Here is a 26,668-nt window from a genome sequence, read left to right on the forward strand (position 1 = left end):
ATGAAACATACAGGTATAAAAACATTAGGAGCCTTAAAAACAGCTGGTTACACATACAAAACCATTAAAGAAGAATTAAGAAGTAATTTAATCAATCTTAAAAAAGCACAAAAAGAAACGTTTACAGGTGTTCATGGTTATGAAAAAACGGTCATTCCTCAACTAGAACGTGCTATTTTATCTAAACACAACATCAACTTATTAGGATTACGTGGACAAGCAAAAACACGTTTGGCCAGACAAATGGTAAACTTGTTAGATGAGTATATTCCTGTGGTTTCTGGTTCAGAAATTAACGATAATCCTTTAAAACCTATTTCTCGTTTTGCCAAAGAATTAATTGCTGAACAAGGTGATGAAACACCTATTACATGGTTGCACAGATCGGAACGTTTTGCAGAAAAATTAGCTACTCCAGATGTTACTGTGGCTGATATTATTGGTGATATAGACCCTATAAAAGCAGCCAATTTAAAATTATCTTATGCCGATGATAGAGTGATTCATTACGGAATGATTCCTAGAGCCAACCGTTCTATTTTTGTGATTAATGAATTGCCAGATTTACAAGCTAGAATTCAGGTAGCACTTTTTAATATTTTACAAGAAGGAGACATTCAAATTCGTGGTTTTAAATTGCGTTTTGATTTGGATATGCAATTTGTATTTACTGCAAACCCTGAAGATTACACCAACAGAGGAAGTATTATTACGCCTTTAAAAGATAGAATTGGTTCACAAATTTTAACCCATTACCCTGATAATATTGCGATTGCTAAAACCATTACTCAGCAAGAAGCCAAACTAGAAGAAAATCAATCTAACAATATTTATGTTCCAGAACTAGCCAAAGATTTGTTAGAGCAAATTGGTTTTGAAGCTAGAGATAGTGAATATGTAGATGTTAAAAGCGGTGTGAGTGCTCGTTTAAGCATATCTGCTTACGAAAACTTACTGAGCACTGCAGAACTAAGAATGTTGGCTACAGGAGAAACAAACACATCCGTAAGACTGAGTGATTTTATGGGCATTATTCCTGCCATTAACGGAAAAATAGAATTAGTGTACGAAGGAGAGCAAGAAGGAGCTGCATCGGTAGCAGAAAACTTAATTAACGATGCCATTAAAACCTTATTTCCAACTTATTTTCCTGCCATAGAAAAATTGGTTCGTAAAGATGCCTCTACTCCTTATGATGAAATCATCAAATGGTTTATTGCTGGTGATGATTTTGAATTGGCGAATGATTTAACCGATAAAGAATACCAACAACAATTAGAATACATCACTCCTTTAACCGATTTATTACAAGAATACCAACCAGACTTAAACAGTAAAGACCTTGCCTTTTTTAAAGAGTTTGTGTTATGGTCTTTGGTAGAACATAAAAAACTAAATAAAGTAACACTTACCGAAGGTTATGGTTTTAAAGATTCTTTTGAAAGTTTTATTGATGGGATTTAGATAATGGTTAGTGGTTAATGGTTAATGGTTAATGGTTAAAAGTAGCATTTTTTATCAAGAGGTGATTGAAATATTGATTTGTTTGTCAGTTCGAGTGATTCGAGAGGCACGAACGAATTCTATCGAGAACAGTTTCTATAGTACTTCTCGATACACCGTTTGCTTACACTTTGTTACACCAAACGACTACTCGAAGTGACATGAAAAAAGGCCTAAAGTAAAAAGATAGAAGGATTGGTTGTCGGTGTGCGATTCTCGAGAATCGATTATCGATATTCCACTGTGTACTTCTCGATACATCGTTTCCTTTCACTTTGTTACATCAAACGACTACTCTAAGTGACATGAAAAAAAGTCTAAAGTAAAAAGATAGAAAGATCTTTTAGTAAGAGGTGTTTATAAAGGTGACCCATTTGTCAGTTCGAGTGATTTGAGAGATACGAACGAATAGTATCGAGAACAGTTTCTATAGTACTTCTCGATACACTGTTTGCTTACACTTTGTTACATTAAACGACTACTCGAAGTGACATAAAAAAAAGTCTAAAGTAAAAAGATAGAAGAATTGGTTGTCGGTGTGCGATTCTCGAGAATCGATTATCGATATTCCACTGTGTACTTCTCGATACATCGTTTGCTTACACTTTGTTACATCAAACGACTACTCGAACTGACATGAAAAAAAGTCTAAAGTAGAAAGATAGAAGGATTGGTTGTCGGTGAGCGATTATCGAGAATCTATTATCGATGTTCGTTTAAATATAAAATTCCATAAAAAAAGCTCTTTATCAAATTGTTAAAGAGCTTTTTTTAAATTGTGAATACCTATTAAAAAGTATAGTTTACTTTGGCAAAAATACCTCTTGGTAAAATTGGCACTACTATAAAATTTTGATCTGGATTATTGGTTACAAATTCTGGAGTAGCTTGGTTAGCATTTCCACCAAAACTATTAGGTCCAAAGAAATTAGCCAAACCATCAGAATTAAATAAGTTGGTTACATTTACACTCAACTCTAAATTTTTAGTAAAGTTATATCCTGCTCCTAAATCAAAAGTAAAATAGCTTGGCAATTCAAAACCGTTGGCAATGTTTCCATATCTTTTTCCCATGTACTGTGTATCAAAAAAAGTATAAAAGTTATCTCTTAAATAAGTTGTTTTAAAGTTAAACATTAAACTAGGGTTAAATGGTAATGTTTGGTCATCAAACCTAACAATACTATCGTCTGAAGTATCTACTGTTCCCCCTGCATCATAAATTGTCCAATCATTAGAGGTTGCATCTTGTATTACTCCATTTAAGTTAAACCTTAAAAAGTCAAAAGGCTGATACATACTCTCTATTTCTGTTCCTAAGGTACGAGAACTATTGTACTGTGTAGGTGTGTAAAAAATAGTACCGTTAGTGCCATCAAACTCAAAATTAGTCGTTCCAATATTCTCTAAAATACTGATAAAGTTAGTGGCAGAAACATAAAAGTTTTTAGCATCGTATTTTACTCCAAACTCATATTGTTGAATATTTTGAACTTCTCCTTTTTTAGGAATTGGCACATTGGTAAAATTGTTAAAATAATAATCAAATTCTGGAGCTTTGTTTCCTTTAGAATAACGACCAAACAAAACCAAATCGCTATTTACTTTATAATTCAATCCTAAAGAATATGACAAGTAATGATAGTTAAAATCAAAAGCATCCACCGTTCCGTTAGGTCTTAACAAACCATTGTCATAATCTGTTTGAGAATCTCCATCAAAACCACCAGCTTGAGAAAAAGGCTCTGCTCTGTATTTATCTCCTTTATGATAAATATTTTCAAACCTAAGTCCTGCATCTAACTGAAACTGCTCGTTGATATCCCACAAATCATTAACAAAAACAGCTGATTGAAATAATGTTGCCTCTGCTTTTTCAAAAATCAAACCTCCATAATTACTTACCCCGTTTTTATCAGACAAAGCTATTACAGGTTCTCCCGGATTCTCTAAAGTCACCACCATATTTCTAGGATTGTTCTCATATGTAGCAAACACAAAACTACTTTGTGTGTAATGATTGGTGTTAGAATATCCAAAATCTAGCCCAGTATTAAAATTATGATTCTCCCATTTTTTATTCACTACCAATTGATCCATTATTTCAGTGGCTTTGGTATCCTTATACCAGCCTGCTGCACCTAAAAGAGCATCGTTTGGTAGACTACCATCTATGTAATTAAAAGTACGATCTTTTTCTTCTTCTGCTAAGCTTCCGCTATTATCAACTTGAGCCAATGTTGCTCCTGTGTTAGCATCTTTAAAAACTACTTTTCCTATAGGAAATCCAGCCCCAGTTATAAAATATGCCAAAGGATTACTTAAGCTTACAAAAGCATTACTAATGGTTGTTTGCCAATTGGCACTTTTATGAGAAAGCTTGATATTGTTTTTAAGGTTCCAATCGTTTCCTAATTTTTGAGAAAAATCAAAACCACCGACAATGTCTTTAGCCAGCACTCCTTGCGATGGATTAAAAGAATTATAGCTAGTACCTGTAGCATTTCTACCATCAGGAATACTTGCGTTGATAGAAGGTAATAATTGCGAAGTAGTATTAAAATCTTGTCCGTAAACCGCTGTAGGATTGTTCCAGTTTTTAGCCGTTACTCCATTCCATCTGTTGGTTTTATCATTTAAATATTTAGCATAGAACTTAAAATAACCACTATCATTTTTCTTAATAATATTCGCCTTTACCTGTCCTCCTTTGCTAAAAGTAAAATCAACATTTCTGGCACCTTCGTCTTGTCTAAAATGACCTCCAACATTATAAAACCAGTTGTTTCCTAAATCTCCATTTAAAGCCAATTCTACTTTGTGATAAGCGTTATTATCCCCTTGAATCCCACTAGTTAATTGTGCTTGACCACCAAAAGATTCCGTTTTATTTAAAGAGATAAAATTATAAATTCCTCCAGGAGCATTCATAGCAGTAATGGCCGAAGAACCACCACGTATAGCCTCTACTCTTTCTGTAGTTACATCCGAACGGTAAAACAAATCTGGTCCAAAGTATGAATGTTGCATTAAACTTACCGGCAAACCATCTTCTTGCAAAGAGGTGTAATACCAACCTAAATCATCTTCTGCAGAAGCAGAAACTCCTCTAGAATATACTTTAGTAAAAACTTCTCCAGCAGAAGCATCTGTAAAAGTTCCTGGTATATTACGAAGTAAATCTGCAGTACCTCTAGGCACTAATTTAGAAAGTTCATCATTGTTTAATACACTCACAGAGGTAGAAGATTCTAATTGTTTTCTTGAATCAAAAGTACCTGTTACAACTACAGTGTTTAAATTTTCATAAGTTTCTACCAATCTAAAAGTTAAAACATTTGAATGTTTAGTTAGGTTTATTTTTTTTATTTGAGATTGATATCCTAAACTACTTGCTTTAACGGAGTAGGCTTGAGGAGCTAGTTCTTCAAATTCAAAACTCCCATATTCATTAGTTAAAACACTTGAATTCAGTCCTTTTATTTCTACAACTGCAGCCGGTATTGGCTGATTGTTCTCGTCTAAAACTTTACCCTTAATAATTTGTTGAGCAAAAACTGAATTGACAATTAAGCACAATAAAACCAAGGGACTTCTATTAATAATAGTTTTATTCATAAATATTTAAATATTGAGTTATATATTTGTTAATTATTAAACCGAATGGGTAAAATTATCAATAATAAACAATGATTTTGTTTATTATCTACCATTGAAAAATAATAAACAAAACTATATAAACTACCAATAATAATGACACTAAAGACTTCTAAAAAGAATACTTTTATTAACATTTTTTTGTTTTTAACCTTTATTGCTTTTGCATTATTACAACTAAATGACCCTGACCCTATTATTTGGTTTTCTATTTATTTAACTATTAGTCTAATTTGCTTGTTGGTTAATTTTATACATATTAGTAACAAAATTATTATTGCCTATATTATCATTTTAATCCTATATGCAGGAGCTCATTTTAGCTACTTAATAGATTGGCTACACACCAGTCAAAAAGATGAGATTTTTGGTAAAATGGTTTACGAAAAACCTTATCTTGAGGGCTCAAGAGAATTTATTGGTTTGGCCATGGGAATTGCCGGATTGATCTTTACTATGAGCACCAATAAAAAATAATTTTATACCCCAAAATGAAATCTGTGATGAAAAATATACAAAACATAGAACCTTTTCAAGCTGCTGAAGGTATTGTATATCATGCAGATACTTGTTTGCCTTTAGTAGATGCTTCTGAAAGAAAAAAAGTAAAACTAAAATCTTTAGCTAGGCACTCTTATCCTGGAAAACGATTGGATGAAAATACCATAGGCCTAAATAGTATTGGGTATTGGGATGCCAACACACCGCAAGATTGGGGCTTAGATTGGCATAGAAATGAAGGTATTGAATTTCATTTTTTAGAATCGGGATTAATGCCCTATGCACAAGAAAACAAAGAGGTGATTTTAGAACCAAACAACTTAACTATTACTAGACCTTGGGAGGCTCATAAAGTAGGAAACCCCAATATTGGTATTGGTAAGTTTTATTGGATTATTATTGATTTAGGAGTCAGAAGACCACATCAAAAATGGACATGGCCAGAGTGGATTCATCTTACCAAACAGGACTTAGAACGATTGACTACTTTGTTAAGACACAATGAAAAATCAATCATCAAAACCAATCATTATTTTAAAGAATGTTTTCAGCAAATTGGAAAAGCTATTGATGAAGATGTGGACAATAACAGTGCTTCTAAAATTAGAATACTCATCAACCAATTATTGCTTTTGTTATTAGAAAGTTTAAACGAAGAGAAAATAGTTTTAAACGAATCATTAACAGACAGTTCCAGAAGTGTAAGATTCTTTTTAAAAGAATTAGACAACAATGTGTCCGAGAACTGGAGCATTCAATCTATGGCAGATTCTGCAGGAGTTGGACTTACAAGATTCACCCATCACTGTAAACAAATTACCAACCTTACTCCTATGCAGTATTTAACCTACAAACGCATAGAAAAATCTAAAAACTTACTCCTAGAAAACACAGAAATTTCGGTTTCAGAAATTGCCTACACTTGTGGATTTACCACTAGTCAATATTTTGCTACCGTTTTTAAAAAACACGAAAATTGTACCCCAAACGAGTATAGATTGTTAAATACTGTTTAAGTATATTTTTCTTCAGTGAAAAATTATAAACATTAACTTATCATCAATTATATATATTTATCAAATAATATTGATAATTAATGAATATTATAAAATAATACTTGCTATTTTATGGTATTAGTATTGATTTTTAACTTAATTTATTATAATTACTCACTATGGACACATTTCATAAAAACAGACTTTTTATTGCTAGTTGTTTAGCGTTGATTACCACAGCAATGACTTTTGCTATTAGAGCAAGACTAGAAACTGTATTTGGACCTGAGGGTGTAGGTTTAACCTTAGAACAAATAGGTTATGCGTTTACTCCTGCTTTTTTTGGTTTTACATTGGCCATGATTTTTGGAGGTCCTTTGGTAGATTTATTAGGAATCAAAAAAATTACTTGGATGGCTTTTGTGACTCATGCCATAGGTATTGTTTGGACAATTATGGCAGATTCTATGACCTCTTTGTTTTTAGCTACCTTATTTATTGGTATAGGAAACGGATTGGTAGAAGCCGCTTTAAACCCATTAGTTGCCTCTATGTATCCTGAGCAAAAAACAAAAATGCTAAATAGATTTCACGTTTGGTTTCCTGGAGGAATTGTAATTGGTTCTTTAATTGGTTGGCTAACCATGGATGTTCTTGGTTTAAGCTGGCAAGTAATGGTAACTACCTTATTTATTCCTTTGGTGATTTATGGAGTATTGTTTTTTGGTCAAAAAATTCCAGTTACAGAGCGTGTTAAACTAGGAATTAGTAATAAAGAAATGATTAAAAGTGTTACCAAGCCACTTTTTATTTTTATGGTTTTGTGTATGTTTTTAACTGCTGCATCAGAATTAGGAACTACTCAAAGAATAGAATCATTATTAAAAACTTCGGTATCATCTCCTTTATTGGTATTGGCTTTTATTAACGGAATTATGGCTTTAGGAAGATTGTTTGCAGGACAAGTAGTACACAAATTAAAACCTGCAGGAATGTTACTTTATTCAGCCATTTTTACCCTTGCAGGACTTTGGCTATTAACCATTACAAGCGGAAACATGACTTTTGTGGCTGCTGCGGTATTTGCCGTTGGTGTAACTTTCTTTTGGCCAACCATGTTAGGATTTGTAGCTGAATATTTACCACAAACAGGAGCCTTAGGTTTATCTATTATGGGAGGAGCAGGAATGTTCTCTGTATCTTTAGTTCTACCTGTTATGGGAAAACTAATGGATAATGCCAACGCTGTTGAAGCACTTAGAACAATGTCTATTTTACCTGCAATTTTAATTGTAGCTTTTATAGGATTAAATATTTACATGAAAAAGACGAGTAAAGCATAAACATGAATAGAAAATTAAGAATGGGAATGATTGGTGGTGGAACCGGATCATTCATTGGTGATGTACACAGAAAAGCAGCTTCCATTGATGGAATGATAGAGTTGGTTTGTGGTGCTTTTAGTAGCACTGCAGAAAAATCAATTCAATCTGGGAAAGATTTATTTTTACCAAAAAACAGATGTTACGGAAGTTATGAGGAAATGATTTTAAAAGAAAAAGAACTTCCAGAAGACGAACGTATGGATTTTGTATCTATAGTGACACCAAACCATATGCACTTCCCTCCTGCTAAAATGGCTTTAGAAAATGGTTTTCACGTAGTTTGTGATAAACCTATGACCTTAACTTTAGAAGAAGCAATAGAATTAGAAAAAATCATAGAAAAATCAGGAAAACTATTTGCCTTAACACATAATTACCCTGGTAGTCCTATGGTTAAACAAGCCAAAGCCTTAGTTGATAATGGAGATATAGGAACCATTAGAAAAGTAGTAGTACAATATTTACAAGGATGGTTATCTACAGACTTAGAAACTACAGGTCAAAAACAAGCTGCTTGGCGAGTAGATCCTAAGCGTTCTGGTATTGGAGGAGCTTTAGGTGATATTGGAACCCATGCAGAAAACTTAGTTGAATATATTACAGGTTTAAAAATTACTGAAATCGCTGCCGATTTAGGTAGGTTTGGAAAAGGAAGAGTTTTAGATGATGACGGAAACTTGTTATTACGTTTAGAAAACGGAGCCAAAGGAACCATGTCTTTTTCTCAAATAGCCTTGGGAGAAGAAAACAACTTAGCCATAAAAGTTTATGGAACTAAAGGAAGTTTAGAGTGGCAACAAGAAAATCCTAATCAATTAATTACTCATTGGTTAGAGGAACCTGTTAAAATATATACTCCTAACGGAAATAAACTCCACCCTGCTGCTCAAATTTCTAGAATTCCTGCAGGACATCCAGAAGGATATTTAGAAGCTTTTGCTACTGTATACAAAAACTTTTCGAACCATTTGATAGCTGAATTAAAAGGTGAAAAAATAGACAACCCAGATTATCCAACAGCTAAGGATGGAATTAGAGGAATGAAATTTATTTATGCTGCTGTAGAAAGCGACAAAAATAATGCTACTTGGACCAAAATTTAACAACAAGAAATAAACAACAAATGACCACAATTAAAAACTATCCCCTTTCTATTACTGCACTATCAATTGTAGTATTGTTAGCGAGTTGTAATAAAAAGGAAAAAAAATACTTTGACAATAAGTTTACCAAACCAGAAATTATTAGAGAAGCCTCCTCTGAATTTCTTAGCCCAGAGGAAAGCATGAAAACTTTTCACTTACCAGAGGGGTATAAAATGGAATTGGTGGCTAGTGAACCTATGGTTGACGAACCTGTAACCATTGCCTGGGATGGAAATGGAAGACTGTATGTTGCTGAAATGAACACCTACATGCAAGATGTAGATGGTACAGGAACCAATAGATCTATCAGTAAAATAAAACAATTGATTGATACTGATGGAGATGGAAAAATGGACAAAAGCACTGTGTTTATAGACAGTCTTTTATTACCTAGAATGATTTTGCCTTTAGATAATGGTGAGTTAATTGTTAACGAAACTTACACTTATGATTTATGGAAATACACCGATACTGATAACGACGGTGTTGCAGATAAAAAAGAACGTGTTTACTACAATGAAAATCGTAGAGGTGGAAATTTAGAACACCAACAAAGCGGGTTGCTTTGGAATTTAGACAACTGGGTTTATACAACCTACAACCCTATACGTTTTAAATTTACCAAAGATAAAGTTCTAGTAGATTCTGTAATCAAAATGCCTAGTGGTCAATGGGGATTAACTCAAGATGACATGGGGAATAATTATTACTCAACTGCTGGTGGTGAAAATCCTGGTTATGGTTTCCAACACCCTCCTATTTATGGAGATTATAGTCCAAGAGAAAGGTTAGAACCTGGTTTTATGGAAACTTGGCCTATAGTTGGTACTCCAGATGTACAGGGGGGGCCTAGAAGAATTAAAAAAGATGGTACTTTAAATCACTTTACAGGAGTTGCCGGACAAACTATTTATAGAGGACATAAATTACCAGAAAACTTATATGGTGATTTATTTATTCCTGAACCTGTTGGACGTTTTATTAGAAGAGCCAAAATAGTTAAAAATGAAGATGGATTAAAAGTATTAACAAATCCATATTTTGAAACTGAATTTATGGCATCTACCGATTTAAACTTTAGACCTGTATGGTCTGAAACTGGGCCTGATGGTACTTTGTATGTGGTAGATATGTATAGAGGAATTATTCAAGAAAGTAACTGGACTAGAAAAGGAAGTCATATTAGACCTGTAATTGAGCGTAAAGGTTTAGACAAAAACATTGGTAGAGGTAGAATTTATAGAATTGTACACGAGGATATTCAACCAGACAAACAGCCAAAATTATTAGATAAAACTTCTAGCGAATTAGTGGAGTACTTAGGACATAAAAATGGCTGGTACAGAAATACGGCTCAAAAATTAATCATTTTAAGAGCTGATGAAAAAGTAATTCCTTTGTTAAAAGATATCGCATCTAACAACCAAAGTTTATGGTCTAAATGGTTTGGTAATGACGATAAAGATTATGCCTTAGAGAGAATTCATGCCTTATGGACTTTAGAAGGTTTAGGAGCTATAGATGAATCTATCATCAAAGAAAAACTTTTAGATAAAGATGCTAGAGTAAGAATGACAGCAATAAGATTAAGCGAACCTTTCTTAAAAGCTGGTAATACTGAACTTTTAAATGATTTAGAAAACTTAGAAACAGATCCTTCTGTAGAAGTTGTAGATCAATTAGCATTGAGTTTACGTTTTAGCCCTAAGGACAAAGCAACGGCTATTTTAAAAACCATTCAAAGAAAATACGCAGAAAACAAAGTTATTTCTAGTTCTGCTTACGAAAGTCTTAAGAAAACTGATGAAAGATTATTGGCATTAAAAGAGAGAATTGCTGGTAGAAATAGAGGTTCTCAAGAGTCTGTTTTAAAAGGTTACGACACTTATAATCAACTATGTGTTACTTGTCATGGTCCTGACTTAAAAGGGGCTCAAAATGAAGATGGTTCTTTAGTAGCTCCTCCATTAATTGGTAGTAAAAGGGTTAAAGATCACGATAGCAAAGCCATTAGAATTTTATTAAATGGTTTAATTGGTGAAGTTGATGGTACAGAATACGGAGTGATGATGTCTTTAAAAAGCAATAGTGACAGATGGATTGCTGATGTTTTAAGTTATGTTAGAGCCATGAATGATGAAGATAATGTTGACTTTAAAACAGTACGAAAAATTAGAGCAAAAGATAAAGACAGAGAAGGTTACTGGACTTTAAAAGAATTGGATAAAATAAAATAAAATAAACATAAAAAAGAAAATGAATATTATTAAAGGACCTGCTATATTTTTAGCGCAATTTGCCGGTACAGAAGCTCCGTTTAATACTCTTGACGGAATGTGTGGATGGGTAGCTTCTTTAGGCTATAAAGGAATACAAATTCCTACTTGGGAAACTGGATTGATAGATTTAGACTTAGCTGCTACTAGTCAAACTTACTGTGATGAGTTAAAAGGAAAAGTTACATCATATGGATTAGAAATCACCGAATTATCTACGCATTTGCAAGGACAATTGGTAGCAGTTAATCCTGCTTATGATACCATGTTTGATGGATTTGCTCCAGAAGCTTATAGAAACAATCCTAAAGCTAGAACCGCTTGGGCAGTAGATCAATTAAAAAAAGCCGCAATTGCTAGTAAAAACTTAGGAATCACTGCGCATGCAACGTTTTCTGGCTCTTTAATGTGGCACACTATGTATCCTTGGCCTCAAGCTCCTAAGGGATTGGTAGAAATGGGATTTAAAGAATTGGCTGATAGATGGATGCCTATACTAAATACTTTTGATGAAAATGGTGTAGATGTTTGTTATGAAATTCACCCAGGAGAAGATTTACATGATGGAGTTACTTTTGAGCGATTTTTAAAAGCAACCAACAATCATAAAAGAGTAAATATTTTATACGATCCTAGTCATTTTGTGTTACAACAATTGGACTATTTAAAATATATCGATTACTATCACGAATACATTAAGATGTTTCATGTAAAAGATGCTGAATTTAACCCTTCTGGTAAAGTTGGGGTTTATGGAGGTTATCAAGATTGGAAAGACCGTGCCGGTAGATTTAGATCTTTGGGTGATGGACAAGTAGATTTTAAAAGCATTTTTACCAAATTAACTCAATACAATTGTAATGTTTGGGCAGTTATGGAGTGGGAATGTTGTATTAAATCTCCAGAGCAAGGTGCTAAAGAAGGGGCGCCGTTTATTGCATCACATTTAATAGATTCTACAGACAAAGGCTTTGATGATTTTGCAGGTAGTGCTGCTGATAAAGAAGCACTAAAAAAGATATTGGGGATTTAAAAATTTCTAAGAAAAAGAAAGAGTCAAAAAAGAGGAATCATAAAGATTCCTCTTTTTGTTTTTATCATTATAATATGTTTTCCAAAATATTCCTAACCATAAACATCATCTTTTTTAAGGTTGGTAATCTAATGGTAAAAGTTCTGAAATTCTTTTTTTAGACATTTCTCCATATAAATTAATAGACTCTGGAGGAGAGTGATATCCAAATTCATCAATCGTAAAAACACCTTTTGAAACAAGTACAGATTGTTGATTTGTTTTGTATATGATAAAAATTTTATCAACCAAAAGTGCTACTTTTTTTAATTTATGATCATCAGTAATCTTAAAAAACTTGTGAACAGGAACCTGAATATCTCCATAGAATAACTTAAAATTATTTTGGTATAATTCATTTGAATATAATGCTCTCATAAAATGAAAAGATGATCCTAAATAACTTTTATTTCGGTTTCTTCTGCTTTTTCTAGAAACATTACTTCTCAATGGTTTAAAAAAACTATAACCATGATAATGAACAGCTATTGGTACTAATTTATTATTGATTGTTTTAAGTTTTACCATAAAATCCCTTAAATTATATTTTAAAAGATATCCTAAATATTCGTTAGCAATAACCAAAGGTTCTCTTGAACTTGCTATTAGTGTATTAGATGATTTGATAAACCTTAGTTTAATATCATTTTCGTTGATGATTCTACAAGATTTTGCAGCATGATTATTTCCTAAAAATTCTCGTTTAAATATTTTTAGTTTTTCTTCCCTACTCCATGAGTCTGTTTCTAAAAAAACAGTTTCTAATTCTTCTGATTTCTCTGGGAGATAAATTCTTAGAAAACTTGAATTGTTTTTTATCATTTGGGCATTAACAACAACAGATTCGAACCCTATTGAACTGATAACAAGAGAAGAATTACCTTCTTTAAAAACAATCTTAAACTCCCCGTTTTCACCCGTGGTCTCCCCTATACTTGTTCCTTCAAAATAAACAACACCACCAGAAATAGCTGTAGAATCTTTAGCACTAAACACAAATCCTGACACATGATTTTGTGCATTACAAATACCTACTTGTAATAGTATAATAATTTTACATAGCCATAAAATAGACCTTTGATGATTCTTTTTATCTGTTACCATTTTATAATTCTTATTATTGAAAGAAACGATTTCTTATAAACTTGATAGAGTTTCCCTAATATTTAAAACACCTTAAAAAACACAAACATAGCAGTATTATTTTTCATAAACCTTAATATTGAACCTCCGTAGCACTTCTCGATACACCCTGAAACAAGTTCAGGGCACTCGAAGTGACATTTTAAATCCCATGTCAGTTCGAGTTTGATTTGCTGTAGTGTAACGGAAACAAATCAAGTATCGAGAACTTATTTTTCTTCTACTTGATAACTTGTTTCATAATACCCAAACTTTCCTTTTTTAGTAATTACCTCAATTACAATGAGCATTTCTCCTGTATTGTCGGCATTATAATATTCTATTTTTGCTTCACCATATTCATCAGTAGTTACATTTGGATTCCAATGTACAACAGAACGTACATCTGGAAATTGCCAATCTTCTGGACTTAAATTTTCATGTTTTGGAGTATAAAATTCACGTTTGGGTATAAACCCCTGAACAAAACCTTTACTAATTCCTTTATTTCTTTTTATTCCATAAAACCCCTTACCAGCATAAGTATAGATACTTATAATCCCTATTCTTCTATCAATAGGTATAGCTAGTAGAGAACCAAACATTTCATCTGGATCCGTATAATCTGGTCTAAAAATTCTATCATTATGGTATCTTGCATATTTAGGTTTATTTATCACTTCAAAACTTTTAACTTCTTCAATAGATAAATATTGTAACAAAATGTAATTATACCTTTGAACTGGTATTCCATCAACAAGAACCAAAGTAACATCCCTCCCATAAATATTAGCAAAAAGATTACCATCTAAATCTGAAATTATATGAATATCATCAGGAAAACTAGCTTGTAATACACTATACAAACCTGAGTTCCACTTAGGAGCTTTTTTAATAATTTCTTCGTTTTCAACAACAAAATCTGGAGCTCCGTGTAAATCCATTACTTTTTTTCTTTGTGCAGTTAACACATAACCTGTTAATTCTACCTCTTCTAATTCTATTACTCCTTCAATAGGTGTAAGATTTTCTTCTTTTGGACTTTTAAGAATATTTTCTTTTACATATAGGCTAGTACTATCTGCAAACTGAATTATTTCCTCTTTTTTGTAATGTATTTTTGGACTTTCGTATTTCTCTAGTTCAATGGTAAAGTCCTTCTTTTTTCCTTTTTCGTCTTTAGTCTGAAGCATTACCTTAAATTTATCTTTATAATAATCTTCTAACTTCATCTTAAAATACCCAGAACTATCTATTTCCTGAATAGCTACATTTAAAGGTCCATACACAGCTGTGAGCTCTATTGGCTTTTTTAACTCTCTTTTAGAAAACCATTGATTTTTAATTCTCCCTGAAATAGTTAACCCCTTTTCTTGGAGATATTTAAAGTTGTTCGTAAAGGCTGTGTTTTCATACTTGTAATTACTCCAACCTTGGGTAAGTAGCAAAGCATCTAAATCGTGTTTTCTTCTTTTATTTTTAGGGTTAAAATATTCATTAGGTTTTTCTATACTTCCTTTTAATTCTGAATTCAATAAAAAGTAAGACAAAATATTACTACGCAAACTGTTTTCTTTTCCTAACTGTTCTTTGTTGATGACTAAAACAGAAAGGTTACATTGAATTCCATTTACATCCTCATCTTCGGTAATAATATTAATTGTTGTTTTTTCTCTTTGCTTAAATTGCTGTTTGTTTAAAGTTGTGTTTATATAAATTTGCTCCTCTTCTTTGTCATTAAAAAACAACCGTTCTGCTACAATTTGGTTCGCTGGATTGGTAATGGTGAATTTTACAATTCCTTCGGGTAATAGACTTTTTTCTATTCCTGCTCCTACCTTGTTGTTTTGAAATTGCATTTCAAATTCATCATAAACCACTCCTCTTACTTGGGCTTTTACATGTAAGGGCTCTTGGTTTTGTTGATTGGTTTCTAAAGATAGTACGATGAATTCTTTTACCTCTTTTACTTTTAGCACAAATCCTGTTTTATGGATTTCTGGGATTGGATATTTATATTCAATATCATCTTTTCCTTTGACTACTGCATAATACTTTTTTTGAATGTTAGGAGTTAATTGCGTAATTCCCATTCCCAAATTATTACTCTGAAATGGCATGATGATGTTATTATCTTGGTCTACAATATTCCCTGTTACCTGCTTTCCTTTATTGTTATAATCCAAAGCTTTAAATGCTACTTTGCTGTTTAATCCATCCACTAATTTCCCTCCTTCCGGAAAAAATTGTAAGTCTAAATACTCCTTATTAACAGTGATAGTTTTACTGTATGAATTGAACTTTTTATAATCAAAATTTCTTGCTCTAATAGAATCTGGTTGGAATTCTAATCTTGCTTTTACAGCATCTTTGGGTAATAAATAACTAAAACTATAAATATCATTTTCATCTTTTTTAACTTCTAAAGAATCTGTTTGCTTTTCTGTATGGATATACATTTTTAGTTTTCCCTTAAACTCAGGATTTAGGAGTTTTGGAAATGCTTTTGCAGAAATTTGGTATTGCTCATTTTCTGTTTCTTGTAAAGTGATTTCTCTTATCGCTAAATCTTCTTGTTTTATTTCTTTAGGAGCGTAGAGATCTACATATATTTGAGATATAAAATCATCACTAAAATTTTTATTCCATTCGGTATAGGCTCTTATTAAATATCTTCCTGAAGGTAATTCTTCATTCAAATCAAAATAACCATCAGTGACACCGTTTTCTATTTTTAAGAGTTTAGAATCAATAATATTTTTATCAAAATCAATTAAATCTACATGTAATACCGCACTTAGCTTGGTTGGTAAATGCTCCAAATCTGTTACAATAGCTTTAAACCAAATGGTTTTATCCGTAGTAAAAACCGTACTTACTGGCTGTAAGTAAATTTTTTCTGCATAAGCATTTTTTGATGCTATTTTTAATGGTGGTTTTTCTTGAGAATAGGTTTTAATTATTGTTAGTAACAACAAATTTAAAAAGATAATAGTAATTCGATTTTTCATAAATTTTAATATCAAATCTCCGTAGCACTTCTCGATACACCCTGAAACAAGTTCAAAGCACTCGAAGTGACATTTTGTGTTTTTCTCACAGACTTTATTCTACCAAAGTAAAACCTAATTTTTATTTGTCTGCTCAAGTGAAATGAGTTTTTTTTATCAAGAACGTGTCTAGTTTTTACACACCCTAAAACAAGTTTTGGATACTCGAACTGACATTTTAAATTGTATGTCAGTTCGAGTTTGATTTGTTGAAGTGTAACGGAAACAAATCAAGTATCGAGAACTTATTTTTCTTCTACTTGATAAAACTTTCCTTTTTTAGTAATCACCTCAATTACAATGAGCATTTCTTGTTTTTAACACGAAACATAATACATCTCGACTCCGCTCGATGACCTCTTTTATGGAGAACTTATTTCCCCCCTACTTGATAACTTGTTTCATAATCCCCAAACTTTCCTTTTTTAGTAATTCCCTCAATTACAATGAACATTTCTTGTTTTTAACACGAAACATAATACATCTCGACTCCGCTCGATGACCTTTTATGGAGAACTTATTTTTCTTCTACTTGATAAAAACTTTTCTTTTTTCAGTAATTCTCTCAATTACAATGAATATTTCTTGTTTTTAATACGAAACATACTACATCTCGACTCCGCTCGATGACCTTTTATGGGGAACTTATTTTTCTTCTACTTGATAACTTGTTTCATAATACCCAAACTTTCCTTTTTTATTTATTCCTTCAATCACAATAAGTAAATCCCCTGTATTGTCGGCATTATAATATTCTATTTTAGCCTCTCCTTTTTCGTTGGTATTCACATTAGGTTCCCAATGTACAACTGAACGAAAATCAGGGACATTTAAATCATTTTCAATATTATATTTAGGACTATAAAACTCACGTTTAGGTTCAAAACCTTGAATATTAAATTTATCAATACCCTTATTTCTACTTAAATATCTTATTCCTTTACCACCATAAGTGTATACACTTAAAATTGTTATTCGTGCATTTAAAACTGCCATGTCACTATCTCTAGTAGATTCTGGATCGGCATCTAATTGAAATTCAGGATTAAAAAATCTAGTATTTTGTCCAAAATAAGCCCTAGCTCCTTTTGGTTTTTTTAACAATTCTACACTTTTAATATCTTCTAAAGGCATATTAAATAATAAATTATAATCATCTTCATGCACAAGTATTCCATCAACCAAATAATAAACCGTTCTAAGCATTCTTACATCACCTCGTACAGTTTGGTTGAAAAAAACATTATCTATTCTATTAAAAATATTAGGAAAACAAACTTCTATTACATTAAAAAAACCTGAATGCCATTTAGGAGCTTTAGTCATCAACTCTTCATTTTCAACAACAATATCTGGAAGCCCATGTAATTCCATCACCTTTTCACGTTGTGGCGTTAATTTATATCCTGTTAATTCAATTTCGTCTAACTCAATTACATCATCTGCCAATTTTATATTTTCTTCTTTTTGTTTTCTAAGAATATTCTCTTTTACAAAAACACTTACAGAATCTGCTAAAAAAACTTTTTCTTCTTTGATGTAATTTATTTTTGGCATTTTATAATAATCCAACTCAATGGTATAATCTTTTTTATTTCCTTTTTTGTTTTTGGTTTGTAGTGCTACTCTAAACTCGTTTTTATAATAATCTTCTAAACCAATTTTAAACCTACCGGTACTATCTATTTCTCTGATATCAACATTTAAAGGTCCGTAAACAGCTGTTAACTCTACAGGTTTCTTTAACTCTTTTTTTGATGACCATATACTTCTGATAGACCCCGAAATGGTTAATTCTTTTTCTGGTAAATGTTTAAATTTTGTACTGAATAATGAATTTTCATATTTGTAGTTACTCCATCCTTGAGACAAGAGTAAAGCATCCATATCATCTTTTCTATTTTTATTTTGAGGATTAAAATAATGGTTAGGATTTTCTATTTTTCCTCTTAATTCAGAATTCAATAAAAAATAGGACAAAATATTACTTCGTAAACTATTTTCTTTTCCTAACTGTTCTTTATTAATCACTAATACAGATACATTGCTAGGAATCGTATTGCTATCATTATCAATAAGTTTTAGGTTTAAAACTGTTTTATCTCTTTGATGATATTGTTTTTTATTTAAACGAGTACTAATATTAACTCTCTCTTCTTCCTTATAGTTAAAAAACAATCTTTCTGCCACAATTTGATTTTCTTGATTTGTAACGGTAAACTTTACAATTCCTTCTGGCAACACTCTTTTTTCTATTCCTGCACTTACTTTATGATCTTTAAACACAACATCAAATTCGTCATATAAAACCCCTCGTACTTGGGCTTTTACATGTAATTGTTCTTGTAGAATATTTTTATTTTGTAGGCTAACAACTATAAATTCCTCTATTTCTTTTATTCCTATAACAACACCTGTTTTATGAACACTAGGTAATGGATATTTATAAACCACATTGTCTTTTCCTGTAACACTAGCATAATAGTTTTTTTGAAAATTAGGAGTTAGATACGTTACCCCCATTCCTAAATTATTGGTTTTAAAAGGCATAATAATATTGTTGTCTTGATCTACAATATTTCCAAAAACCTCCTTTCCTTTATTTCTATAATCCAATGCTTTAAAAGCAACTTTACTTTTTAAACCATTTACTAACTTTCCTCCTTCTGGAAAAAATTGTAGGTCTAAATATTCTTTATTTACTGTTACAGTTTTACTGGAAGTATTAAACTGTTTATAATCAAAATTTATAGATCTAACAGAATCTAATTTTAGTTCCATACGTGCATTTACAGCATCTTTGGGCAAAAGATATTGAAAACTATAATTATCGTTTTTATCTTCTTTTACCACTACAGAATCCGTTTTTCCTTCTGTATGTATCAACATTTTAAAATCTCCTCTAAACTTTGGGTTTAATAATTTTGGATAAGCTTTTGCAGAAATTTGATATTGCTGATTTTCTGTTTCTTGTAAAACCACTTCTCTTATTACCTGATCTTCTTCCTTAACTTCTTTGGGAGCATACAAGTCAACATAAGTTTGAGAGATAAATTCACGACCAAAATTTTTATTCCATTCTGTATAGGCTCTAATTAAATATTTACCAGAAGGTAATTTCTCATGTAAATCAAAATAACCATCCGCAACTCCATTTTCTATTTTTAAGAGTTTGGAATCGATGATATTTTCATCAAAATCAATTAAATCTACATGTAAAATATTACTTAGCTTAGTAGCCAAATGCTCTAAATCTGTTACAATTGCTTTAAACCAAATGGTTTTATCTGTAGTAAAAACGGTACTTACTGGTTGCAAGTAAATTTTTTCTGCATAAGCATTTTTGGCTTCAATATTTATGTCTTTTTTTTCTTGAGCATAAAGATGGGGATAGACAAACAATACCCCTAACATGGTAATTAGTAATTTTCTTTTCATAAGGCTTTATTTTTTTAAGTTATTATCAAATAACGAGCCATTTTAATGTTTTTTATTCAAACAAAACTCAAAATCAATTAACAATAAGCAAACAACAGCAGTATTTACTTGTCATTTTTATAAACCCTATGCAATAAAATTATGGAAGGAATAAAACTGCGCATTGATTTAGTATCTTTGCCATACTAGTAAATACAATTCATGACATTTAAAGACTTACATTTAAACGCTAAAATTTTAAAAGCGGTAGCAGAGCAAAACTACACCACTCCTACTCCTATTCAACAAGCCACCATTCCTTTGGTTTTAGATGGTATTGATGTAATTGGTTGTGCCCAAACAGGAACAGGAAAAACAGCTGCATTTGCTTTGCCTATTTTAGACAGGATTTTTTCTCAAACAGATGCTAATAAAAAAGAGAAAAAAATTAAAGCCCTAGTAGTAAGTCCTACGAGAGAATTGGCCATACAAATAGAGGAAAACTTTAAACAATATAGTACTTATACCAATTTAAGAACTACTTCTGTTTATGGAGGAATGTCTATGGAACCTCAAATAGATCAATTAACCAAAGGAGTAGATGTTTTAATTGCCACTCCTGGGCGTTTGTTAGATTTACATAAAAGAGATATTTTAAACCTAGATTATATTCAGATTTTGGTCTTAGATGAAGCTGATATGATGTTAGACATGGGCTTTATTGATGATGTAAAAAAAATAGCTCGTTTATGTCCGCAGCAAAAACAAACTTTGCTGTTTTCTGCAACCATGCCACCAAAAATTGAATCATTAGCCAATGAATTGTTAACAGAACCTGAAAAAGTATCGGTTTCTGCTATTTCATCGGCTGCTAAAACTGTGAGTCAAGAATTGTACATGGTTCCAAAACCTAAAAAAATTGAATTGTGCTTACACTTACTAAGAAATGATTTACGAGGAAATATCATTATTTTTAGACGTACTAAGTTTGGTGTAGATAAATTAGAAACCACCTTATTAAAAAACAATTACAAGGTAGATACTATTCACGGAGACAAAACACAAGCGGCCAGAACAAAAGCCTTAAATAAATTTAAAAACAACGATGTTAATATATTAATTGCTACTGATGTTGCAGCCAGAGGTATTGATGTCCCAGATTTAGATATAGTGATCAATTTTGATTTGCCAAATATTCCAGAAAGTTATGTACACAGAATTGGTCGTACTGGGCGAGCTGGAAAAGAAGGAAGAGCATTGGCTTTTTGTTCGGCTGATGAAAAACCTTATTTAAAAGACATACAACAACTTTTAGGTAAATTAATTCCTGTAGAAGAAAATCATCCTTATCCTTTAGATCCTGCTGCAAAACCAGAGGTTCATAAAAAACAAGGAAGTAAACATAAAAAAGGACGAAAGTCTCAAGCTTCTAAAGCTAAAAAGAAACGTTGGTATTAAGTAAAACATTATGGAGTTCTCCTTTTATGTACTAACAATTACTTTAGTAGTCTTAACTTTTTTACCATTTATTAAAAATCAACATTGGTTTTTTAAAGTTCCTGATTTTGGAAGAATTCAAATTCTTGTATTACAAGTAATATTGTGGCCAATCTCTATTTTTTTTCTTTGGACAGATATTAATGCTATTCATACACTAATATTTATTTTATTAAGTGTTGCTATGGGGTATCAAATTTTAATTTTATATCCATATATCATTATTAAAAACAAGGTATACAATACAAAAAACAAAGAGCTTATTTCTATTTTATCTGTAAATGTATATCAATTTAACAGGCAATATCAACCCTTAATTAATTTAATACGCAAAACAAAACCCAATATTTTTATCACCATAGAAACTGATCAAAAATGGGAAGAAGCTTTATCTGTTTTTGACCATGATTATCAACACTATAAAAAAATAGCATTAGATAACACCTATGGAATGCACTTTTACAGCAATTTAAAAGTCTCAAAAATTAAAACTCATTATTTTGTTGCTGATGACATCCCTTCTATAGAAGTACATATCACAACTGCTAAGGGTGATTCTTTTATTTTATACGGAATTCACCCACCGCCCGCAAGTCCAACCGAAGAAGAAAACTCTAAAGAGCAAGACGGAGAATTAATGGCTATAGCTAAAAAAAGTTTAACCCAACAAAACAGTATGATTGTTGTTGGTGATTTTAATAGTGTGGCATGGTCACGTATTACCAAACTTTTTGCAAAAGTTTCAGGCTTAATTGACGCTAGAATTGGACGTGGATTTATATCTACTTTTCCCGCTAAATATAGGCTTTTTAAGATCCCTATAGACTTGGTATATCATTCTAAAGACATTACTATTACCCAACTTAAAACCTTAGAAGATATTCACTCTGACCACTTACCTTTGTACTTAGAGTTTTATATAAACAATAAACACCCTGACACCAACACTAAAGTTACAAAAGGAGTATTAGAGAAAACTACCAAGCTTATTGATGAAGGTATTAATGAAACTTCTGACAACAGATAGTTTATCTTTTTTTGATCAACAAACCATCTACAGAAAGTTTTCCTGGCCCTTGTAACAATAGAACGATGTAGATAACTAAGTATAATATAGATTTTTCTTGCATACCAAAACTATCAGACAAGTGTACGTTAAAAGCTATTAGCATGGTTATAATTAACGGAATTGTAGCCAACCTGGTTAACAATCCTAACATGATTAATACAGAACAAATAACCTCTGCAAAAACAGCCAATGCTAAAGAGGTGGTTGCCCCTAAACCAAAAGGATCTAAAAAATGGATTTCTTCACCTCCAAATAATTTTGTCCATTTCCCTAAACCATGACCAAAAAGCATGGCTGCTCCAAAAGAAACTCTAAGTATAAACAACCCTAAATTATTTGCAAATGTGTTTTGTGATTTTAAATACGACATCCTATTTATTTTAAAATTATCTTCTTTTTCCTGAATAAGTCATCGCTTCACCCTTACCAAAACCATAGCTAAATCCTAAGGTAAAAAAACGTCCTCTTTGACCAAAACTATATTGATAAGATCTATCATTATCAATAACACTTTCACTAATTCTAGATTCAAATATATCTCTAATAGCAAAATTGATTACGGCTCTTCCTTTTAACATTTTTTTTCTCAATCCTAAATCTGCAAAAGCATAACCAGAATCTTCTCCTTGCACTGTTTGATTAGAAGATCTGTAATTTCCTGTTAATTCCATATCTATATCTAACGGAAAACTAATTTTAGAATTTAAACGAGTACTCCAATTGTCTGCAGAAAAATCAAAATTTTGATTTTCGTAAACTCCTCTTCTATCAAAATAATTCCAGTTAAAATCTCCGTTAAAACTCAACCATTTTGTAGCTGTATATTTTCCGTTGATTTCAACACCTGTAGTATTTCTACTCCCCACATTAAAAGGAGTTCTTGTAGTGACATCGTTTTTAGATTCCGGATCGTATTCTATAATAGCAATACGTTCCATTACATCGGTAGTATATCTGTAATAAACACTAGTACTCATTGTTGCTTTTCCTATTTTGTAAATAGAAGTTAACTCATAAGAATCCGTAAATTCTGGCTGTAAATCTGGGTTACCTGCACGTATATTATAATTATCACTAATACTAATAAAAGGATTTAAATCCCATAAACGAGGTCTGTAAATTCTTTTAGAATAACCTGCTTGTAACGAGAAACTATCTGTGAATTTATAAGAGGTATGAGCACTTGGAAACAAGTTGGTGTAGTTTTGTACTCCTTTAGCACCTTCGTTGGTAATAGTTAAATCTGTGTTCTCTATACGAGCTCCAATTTTTACTCCCCATGTATCATTTTCGTACGCACCAGTACCATAAAGACCTAACACTTTTTGATTGTAATCAAAAGTATTGGTTAAGTTATTGTCTACTACAAAATCACTTCCATTATAATTTCTTACTTCGTAATCATTCCCTACATCATTAATTACATATTGCCCTCCTGTTTCTATAGTATACTCATCACTAATAGGGTTGGTATAATCTAACTTAAATGTATAATCCGCTTGTTGAAACTTTGTTTCTGTTTGCTGATCTTTTTCTTTATTGGTTCCAGATAAAGTTGAATTTGTAAACTCTGATGACAAATCTTTACCAAAAAATCTACCCAAAGCACTAAATAATAAAATATGCTCTTTGTTATTTTTAAACTCCTTGCTATAATTAAATTCGTATTGCCACTTTGGATTGGTTGCCTCGGTTTCTTCGGTTCTAATCCACTCACTTTGTAATACATCATTTAAATAAGAACTATAATTGGTTTCCGAAGGTTGATCTTCAATTTCGTAAGCAATATTTCCAGATAAGGTTAATACATTATAATCATCTATATGATAATCTGTACCTAAAATTAAATTGTAAAAAACCTCATTTCTATAGCTTGTTCCTTCAGAAACTAATCGGCTATCTTCTATTTTGTTTTCATTAATATTCTCATTATATCTTGGGTATGATTTATATCCTCCTCCAAACTGCGTAAATAAATTAAACTTTTCTGTTCTTCTATTCATACTTACTCCCACACTGTGATTGTCTGGAATTCCTGTATTTACAGAAACAGAACCATTTAACCCTTTTTTCTCTTCTTTTTTAAGGATGATATTTAAAATTCCCGCAGTACCTTCTGCATCGTATTTTGCAGATGGATTGGTAATTACCTCTATACTTTCTATCATTTCTGCAGTAATGGTTCCTAAAGCATTACTTCCTGACTCTGTTAAAACAGATGGTTTTCCATCAATTAAAATTTGTACTCCAGAACTACCTCTAAGGCTCACAGCTCCTTCTATATCAACATTTACAGAGGGTACATTATTTAACACTTCTAAAGCACTTACTCCTGTACTAGCAATATCTTTACCTACGTTAAAAACTTTTTTATCTAATTTAAATTGAGTTTTAGAAACCTCTGCTCTTACTTCAACAGCTGCTAATGCTTGACTATTTTCCTCTAAAACAATCGTTCCTAAATCCACCACATTTTTACTTGTATCAATATTCTTAAAACTTTGGGTTTTGTAGCCCATAAAGCTAACTTCTACATAAAAATTATTAGCCGTTGTTTTAATGTTAAAAAATCCATTGTCATTAGATGTTGTTCCACTAAGTACTTCATCTGTAGTGTTGTCTTTTACCACAATCGTAGCATATGGGACAGTAGTTTTAGTAGCAGCATCGGTAAGTGTACCACCAATGGTTATCTCTTTATTTTGTGCATAACCTATTACACTTAACATTAAAAGCAATAGAAAGTTAAACTTTACCTTTATCATAATTATTTAAAAGTTTATGGATTGTGACTATAATTCAATACAAAAGAACTAAGAATACAAGTCAAATAAAAAAACAATCTGTAAACAACAAAATGCTTATGGTAAACAACAGTTGAGCGAATTTTGTTGTTTAGGGCATGAATCATAATGTTTACAGATTTTTTTATTTATAAAGCCCTCAATTTTATAGCTTTGTATCTATGTATACAAAAACAAACTATAAAAATTTTGCCAAAGAATTCCTTTTTCAACTTGCTTTAGGAAGTCTTGTTTTTATTCTTTATTCCTACGGAAGACATGATAGAGATATTACTTTTCAGGAATTTGTTTTTTTTACCAACCAATCTTTAGGAGCATTAATTATTGGTTTTTTCTTATTACCTCGTTTTTTTTACACTCAAAAATACTGGCATTTTGCTATTTACACTACAGTAGTTTTGTGTATAGTGGTATTTATAGAAGAGGCTATTTTAGAACGCATCTATTTCCCTACTACTAGAGGAAGAAATATAGCTGCTAAAATCTATGATTTATTAGATGTACTGCCTACTATTTTAATTTTATTAGGCGCTAAATTTGCTTGGGATGCCATTACACAACGCAAGCACACAAAGCAATTAGAGTTACTTGCTAAAGAGAGTGAGTTACAATTTTTAAAAACACAGATCAATCCTCATTTTTTATTTAACAACCTAAATAATTTATATGCGCATGCCATAGAAAACTCTCCTAAAACCCCTGAGTTTATTTTAGAGTTATCTAACATGTTGCGTTATATGTTGTATGATTGTAAGGCTACTTTTGTTCCTCTTGCTAGAGAAATAGAACAGTTAGAAAACTTTATCAATTTAAATAAACTACAAACCGAGGGAAAAGGGAAAGTAACTTTTAATACTAATGTTAGCGAAAATAACTTAAAAATTGCTCCACTTATTTTTACCGTTTTTGTAGAAAATGCTTTTAAACACAGTACCTCTAGCCTTTCAAAAGCTATTGATATTGTGATTGGTTTAGAGGTTGATGAACAAAACCAATTAATATTTACTTGTAAAAATAATTTCTTAAATACCTCTACCACACAAGATTTAAACAAAGGAATTGGTTTAAAAAATGTGCAAAAAAGATTAAATATGCTATATCCAAACAAGCATTCTTTAGAAGTGAGTAATAACAATCAAGAGTATTTAATTACTTTAAAAATAAATTTACAATAG

The 26,668-nt window shown here is 31.5% G+C and carries 16 protein-coding genes; 10 read left to right on the forward strand and 6 right to left on the reverse strand.

Going from position 1 to position 26,668, the window contains the following annotated elements; genetic code table 11:
* Window positions 1–1,464 carry a magnesium chelatase gene (locus tag AXE80_RS07035; RefSeq protein WP_068828755.1) on the forward strand — a complete coding sequence of 488 codons (1,464 nt, stop codon included), beginning with the start codon at window positions 1–3 and terminating at the stop codon, window positions 1,462–1,464.
* Between the two features lie 828 nt (window positions 1,465–2,292).
* Here AXE80_RS07035 and AXE80_RS07040 read toward each other — a convergent pair.
* On the reverse strand, window positions 2,293–5,121 hold the full coding sequence (locus tag AXE80_RS07040; RefSeq protein WP_068825767.1) for a TonB-dependent receptor: 2,829 nt from the start codon (window positions 5,119–5,121) through the stop codon (window positions 2,293–2,295).
* A 135-nt stretch (window positions 5,122–5,256) separates the two neighbouring features.
* Between AXE80_RS07040 and AXE80_RS07045 the strand changes: the two genes are divergently transcribed.
* The 6 genes from AXE80_RS07045 to AXE80_RS07070 all read left to right on the forward strand — a co-directional run bounded on the left by AXE80_RS07045 (window position 5,257) and on the right by AXE80_RS07070 (window position 12,495).
* On the forward strand, window positions 5,257–5,637 hold the full coding sequence (locus AXE80_RS07045; protein ID WP_068825770.1) for a transmembrane 220 family protein: 381 nt from the start codon (window positions 5,257–5,259) through the stop codon (window positions 5,635–5,637).
* A 26-nt stretch (window positions 5,638–5,663) separates the two neighbouring features.
* Window positions 5,664–6,677 (forward strand): helix-turn-helix transcriptional regulator, encoded by a 1,014-nt coding sequence (locus tag AXE80_RS07050; protein ID WP_068825773.1) that lies wholly within the window; start codon window positions 5,664–5,666, stop codon window positions 6,675–6,677.
* Window positions 6,678–6,835: 158 nt separating this feature from the next.
* Entirely contained in the window at window positions 6,836–7,999 is a 1,164-nt protein-coding gene (locus tag AXE80_RS07055) for an MFS transporter (protein ID WP_068825775.1), read from the forward strand.
* A gap of 2 nt (window positions 8,000–8,001) precedes the next feature.
* On the forward strand, window positions 8,002–9,144 hold the full coding sequence (locus AXE80_RS07060) for a Gfo/Idh/MocA family protein (RefSeq protein ID WP_068825777.1): 1,143 nt from the start codon (window positions 8,002–8,004) through the stop codon (window positions 9,142–9,144).
* Between the two features lie 20 nt (window positions 9,145–9,164).
* Window positions 9,165–11,423, forward strand: a complete 2,259-nt coding sequence (locus tag AXE80_RS07065) for a DUF7133 domain-containing protein (protein WP_068828757.1) — start codon at window positions 9,165–9,167, stop codon at window positions 11,421–11,423.
* A 19-nt stretch (window positions 11,424–11,442) separates the two neighbouring features.
* A complete protein-coding gene (locus AXE80_RS07070) occupies window positions 11,443–12,495 on the forward strand; it encodes a sugar phosphate isomerase/epimerase family protein (protein ID WP_068825779.1) in 1,053 nt (350 codons plus the stop codon).
* Between the two features lie 114 nt (window positions 12,496–12,609).
* Here the strand turns inward: AXE80_RS07070 and AXE80_RS07075 are convergent, their stop codons facing one another.
* The 3 genes from AXE80_RS07075 to AXE80_RS07085 all read right to left on the reverse strand — a co-directional run bounded on the left by AXE80_RS07075 (window position 12,610) and on the right by AXE80_RS07085 (window position 20,144).
* A complete protein-coding gene (locus AXE80_RS07075; protein WP_068825781.1) occupies window positions 12,610–13,638 on the reverse strand; it encodes a carboxypeptidase-like regulatory domain-containing protein in 1,029 nt (342 codons plus the stop codon).
* Between the two features lie 248 nt (window positions 13,639–13,886).
* The gene (locus AXE80_RS07080) at window positions 13,887–16,667 is read right to left on the reverse strand and encodes a hypothetical protein (RefSeq protein ID WP_068825784.1); all 2,781 of its coding nucleotides are present in this window, start codon (window positions 16,665–16,667) and stop codon (window positions 13,887–13,889) included.
* A gap of 684 nt (window positions 16,668–17,351) precedes the next feature.
* Window positions 17,352–20,144 carry a hypothetical protein gene (locus AXE80_RS07085; RefSeq protein ID WP_068825786.1) on the reverse strand — a complete coding sequence of 931 codons (2,793 nt, stop codon included), beginning with the start codon at window positions 20,142–20,144 and terminating at the stop codon, window positions 17,352–17,354.
* Between the two features lie 201 nt (window positions 20,145–20,345).
* Between AXE80_RS07085 and AXE80_RS07090 the strand changes: the two genes are divergently transcribed.
* Both AXE80_RS07090 and AXE80_RS07095 read left to right on the forward strand, forming a co-directional pair.
* A complete protein-coding gene (locus AXE80_RS07090) occupies window positions 20,346–21,581 on the forward strand; it encodes a DEAD/DEAH box helicase (RefSeq protein ID WP_068825788.1) in 1,236 nt (411 codons plus the stop codon).
* Between the two features lie 10 nt (window positions 21,582–21,591).
* Entirely contained in the window at window positions 21,592–22,647 is a 1,056-nt protein-coding gene (locus tag AXE80_RS07095; protein WP_068825790.1) for an endonuclease/exonuclease/phosphatase family protein, read from the forward strand.
* Window position 22,648: 1 nt separating this feature from the next.
* On the opposite strand, the gene AXE80_RS07100 is transcribed toward AXE80_RS07095, so the two are convergent.
* Both AXE80_RS07100 and AXE80_RS07105 read right to left on the reverse strand, forming a co-directional pair.
* A complete protein-coding gene (locus AXE80_RS07100; protein WP_068825792.1) occupies window positions 22,649–23,059 on the reverse strand; it encodes a DoxX family protein in 411 nt (136 codons plus the stop codon).
* Window positions 23,060–23,075: 16 nt separating this feature from the next.
* The gene (locus AXE80_RS07105) at window positions 23,076–25,454 is read right to left on the reverse strand and encodes a TonB-dependent receptor (RefSeq protein WP_068825793.1); all 2,379 of its coding nucleotides are present in this window, start codon (window positions 25,452–25,454) and stop codon (window positions 23,076–23,078) included.
* A gap of 200 nt (window positions 25,455–25,654) precedes the next feature.
* Between AXE80_RS07105 and AXE80_RS07110 the strand changes: the two genes are divergently transcribed.
* Window positions 25,655–26,668 (forward strand): sensor histidine kinase, encoded by a 1,014-nt coding sequence (locus tag AXE80_RS07110; RefSeq protein WP_068825795.1) that lies wholly within the window; start codon window positions 25,655–25,657, stop codon window positions 26,666–26,668.

The organism is Wenyingzhuangia fucanilytica, assembly GCF_001697185.1.
Lineage (GTDB): Bacteria > Bacteroidota > Bacteroidia > Flavobacteriales > Flavobacteriaceae > Wenyingzhuangia > Wenyingzhuangia fucanilytica.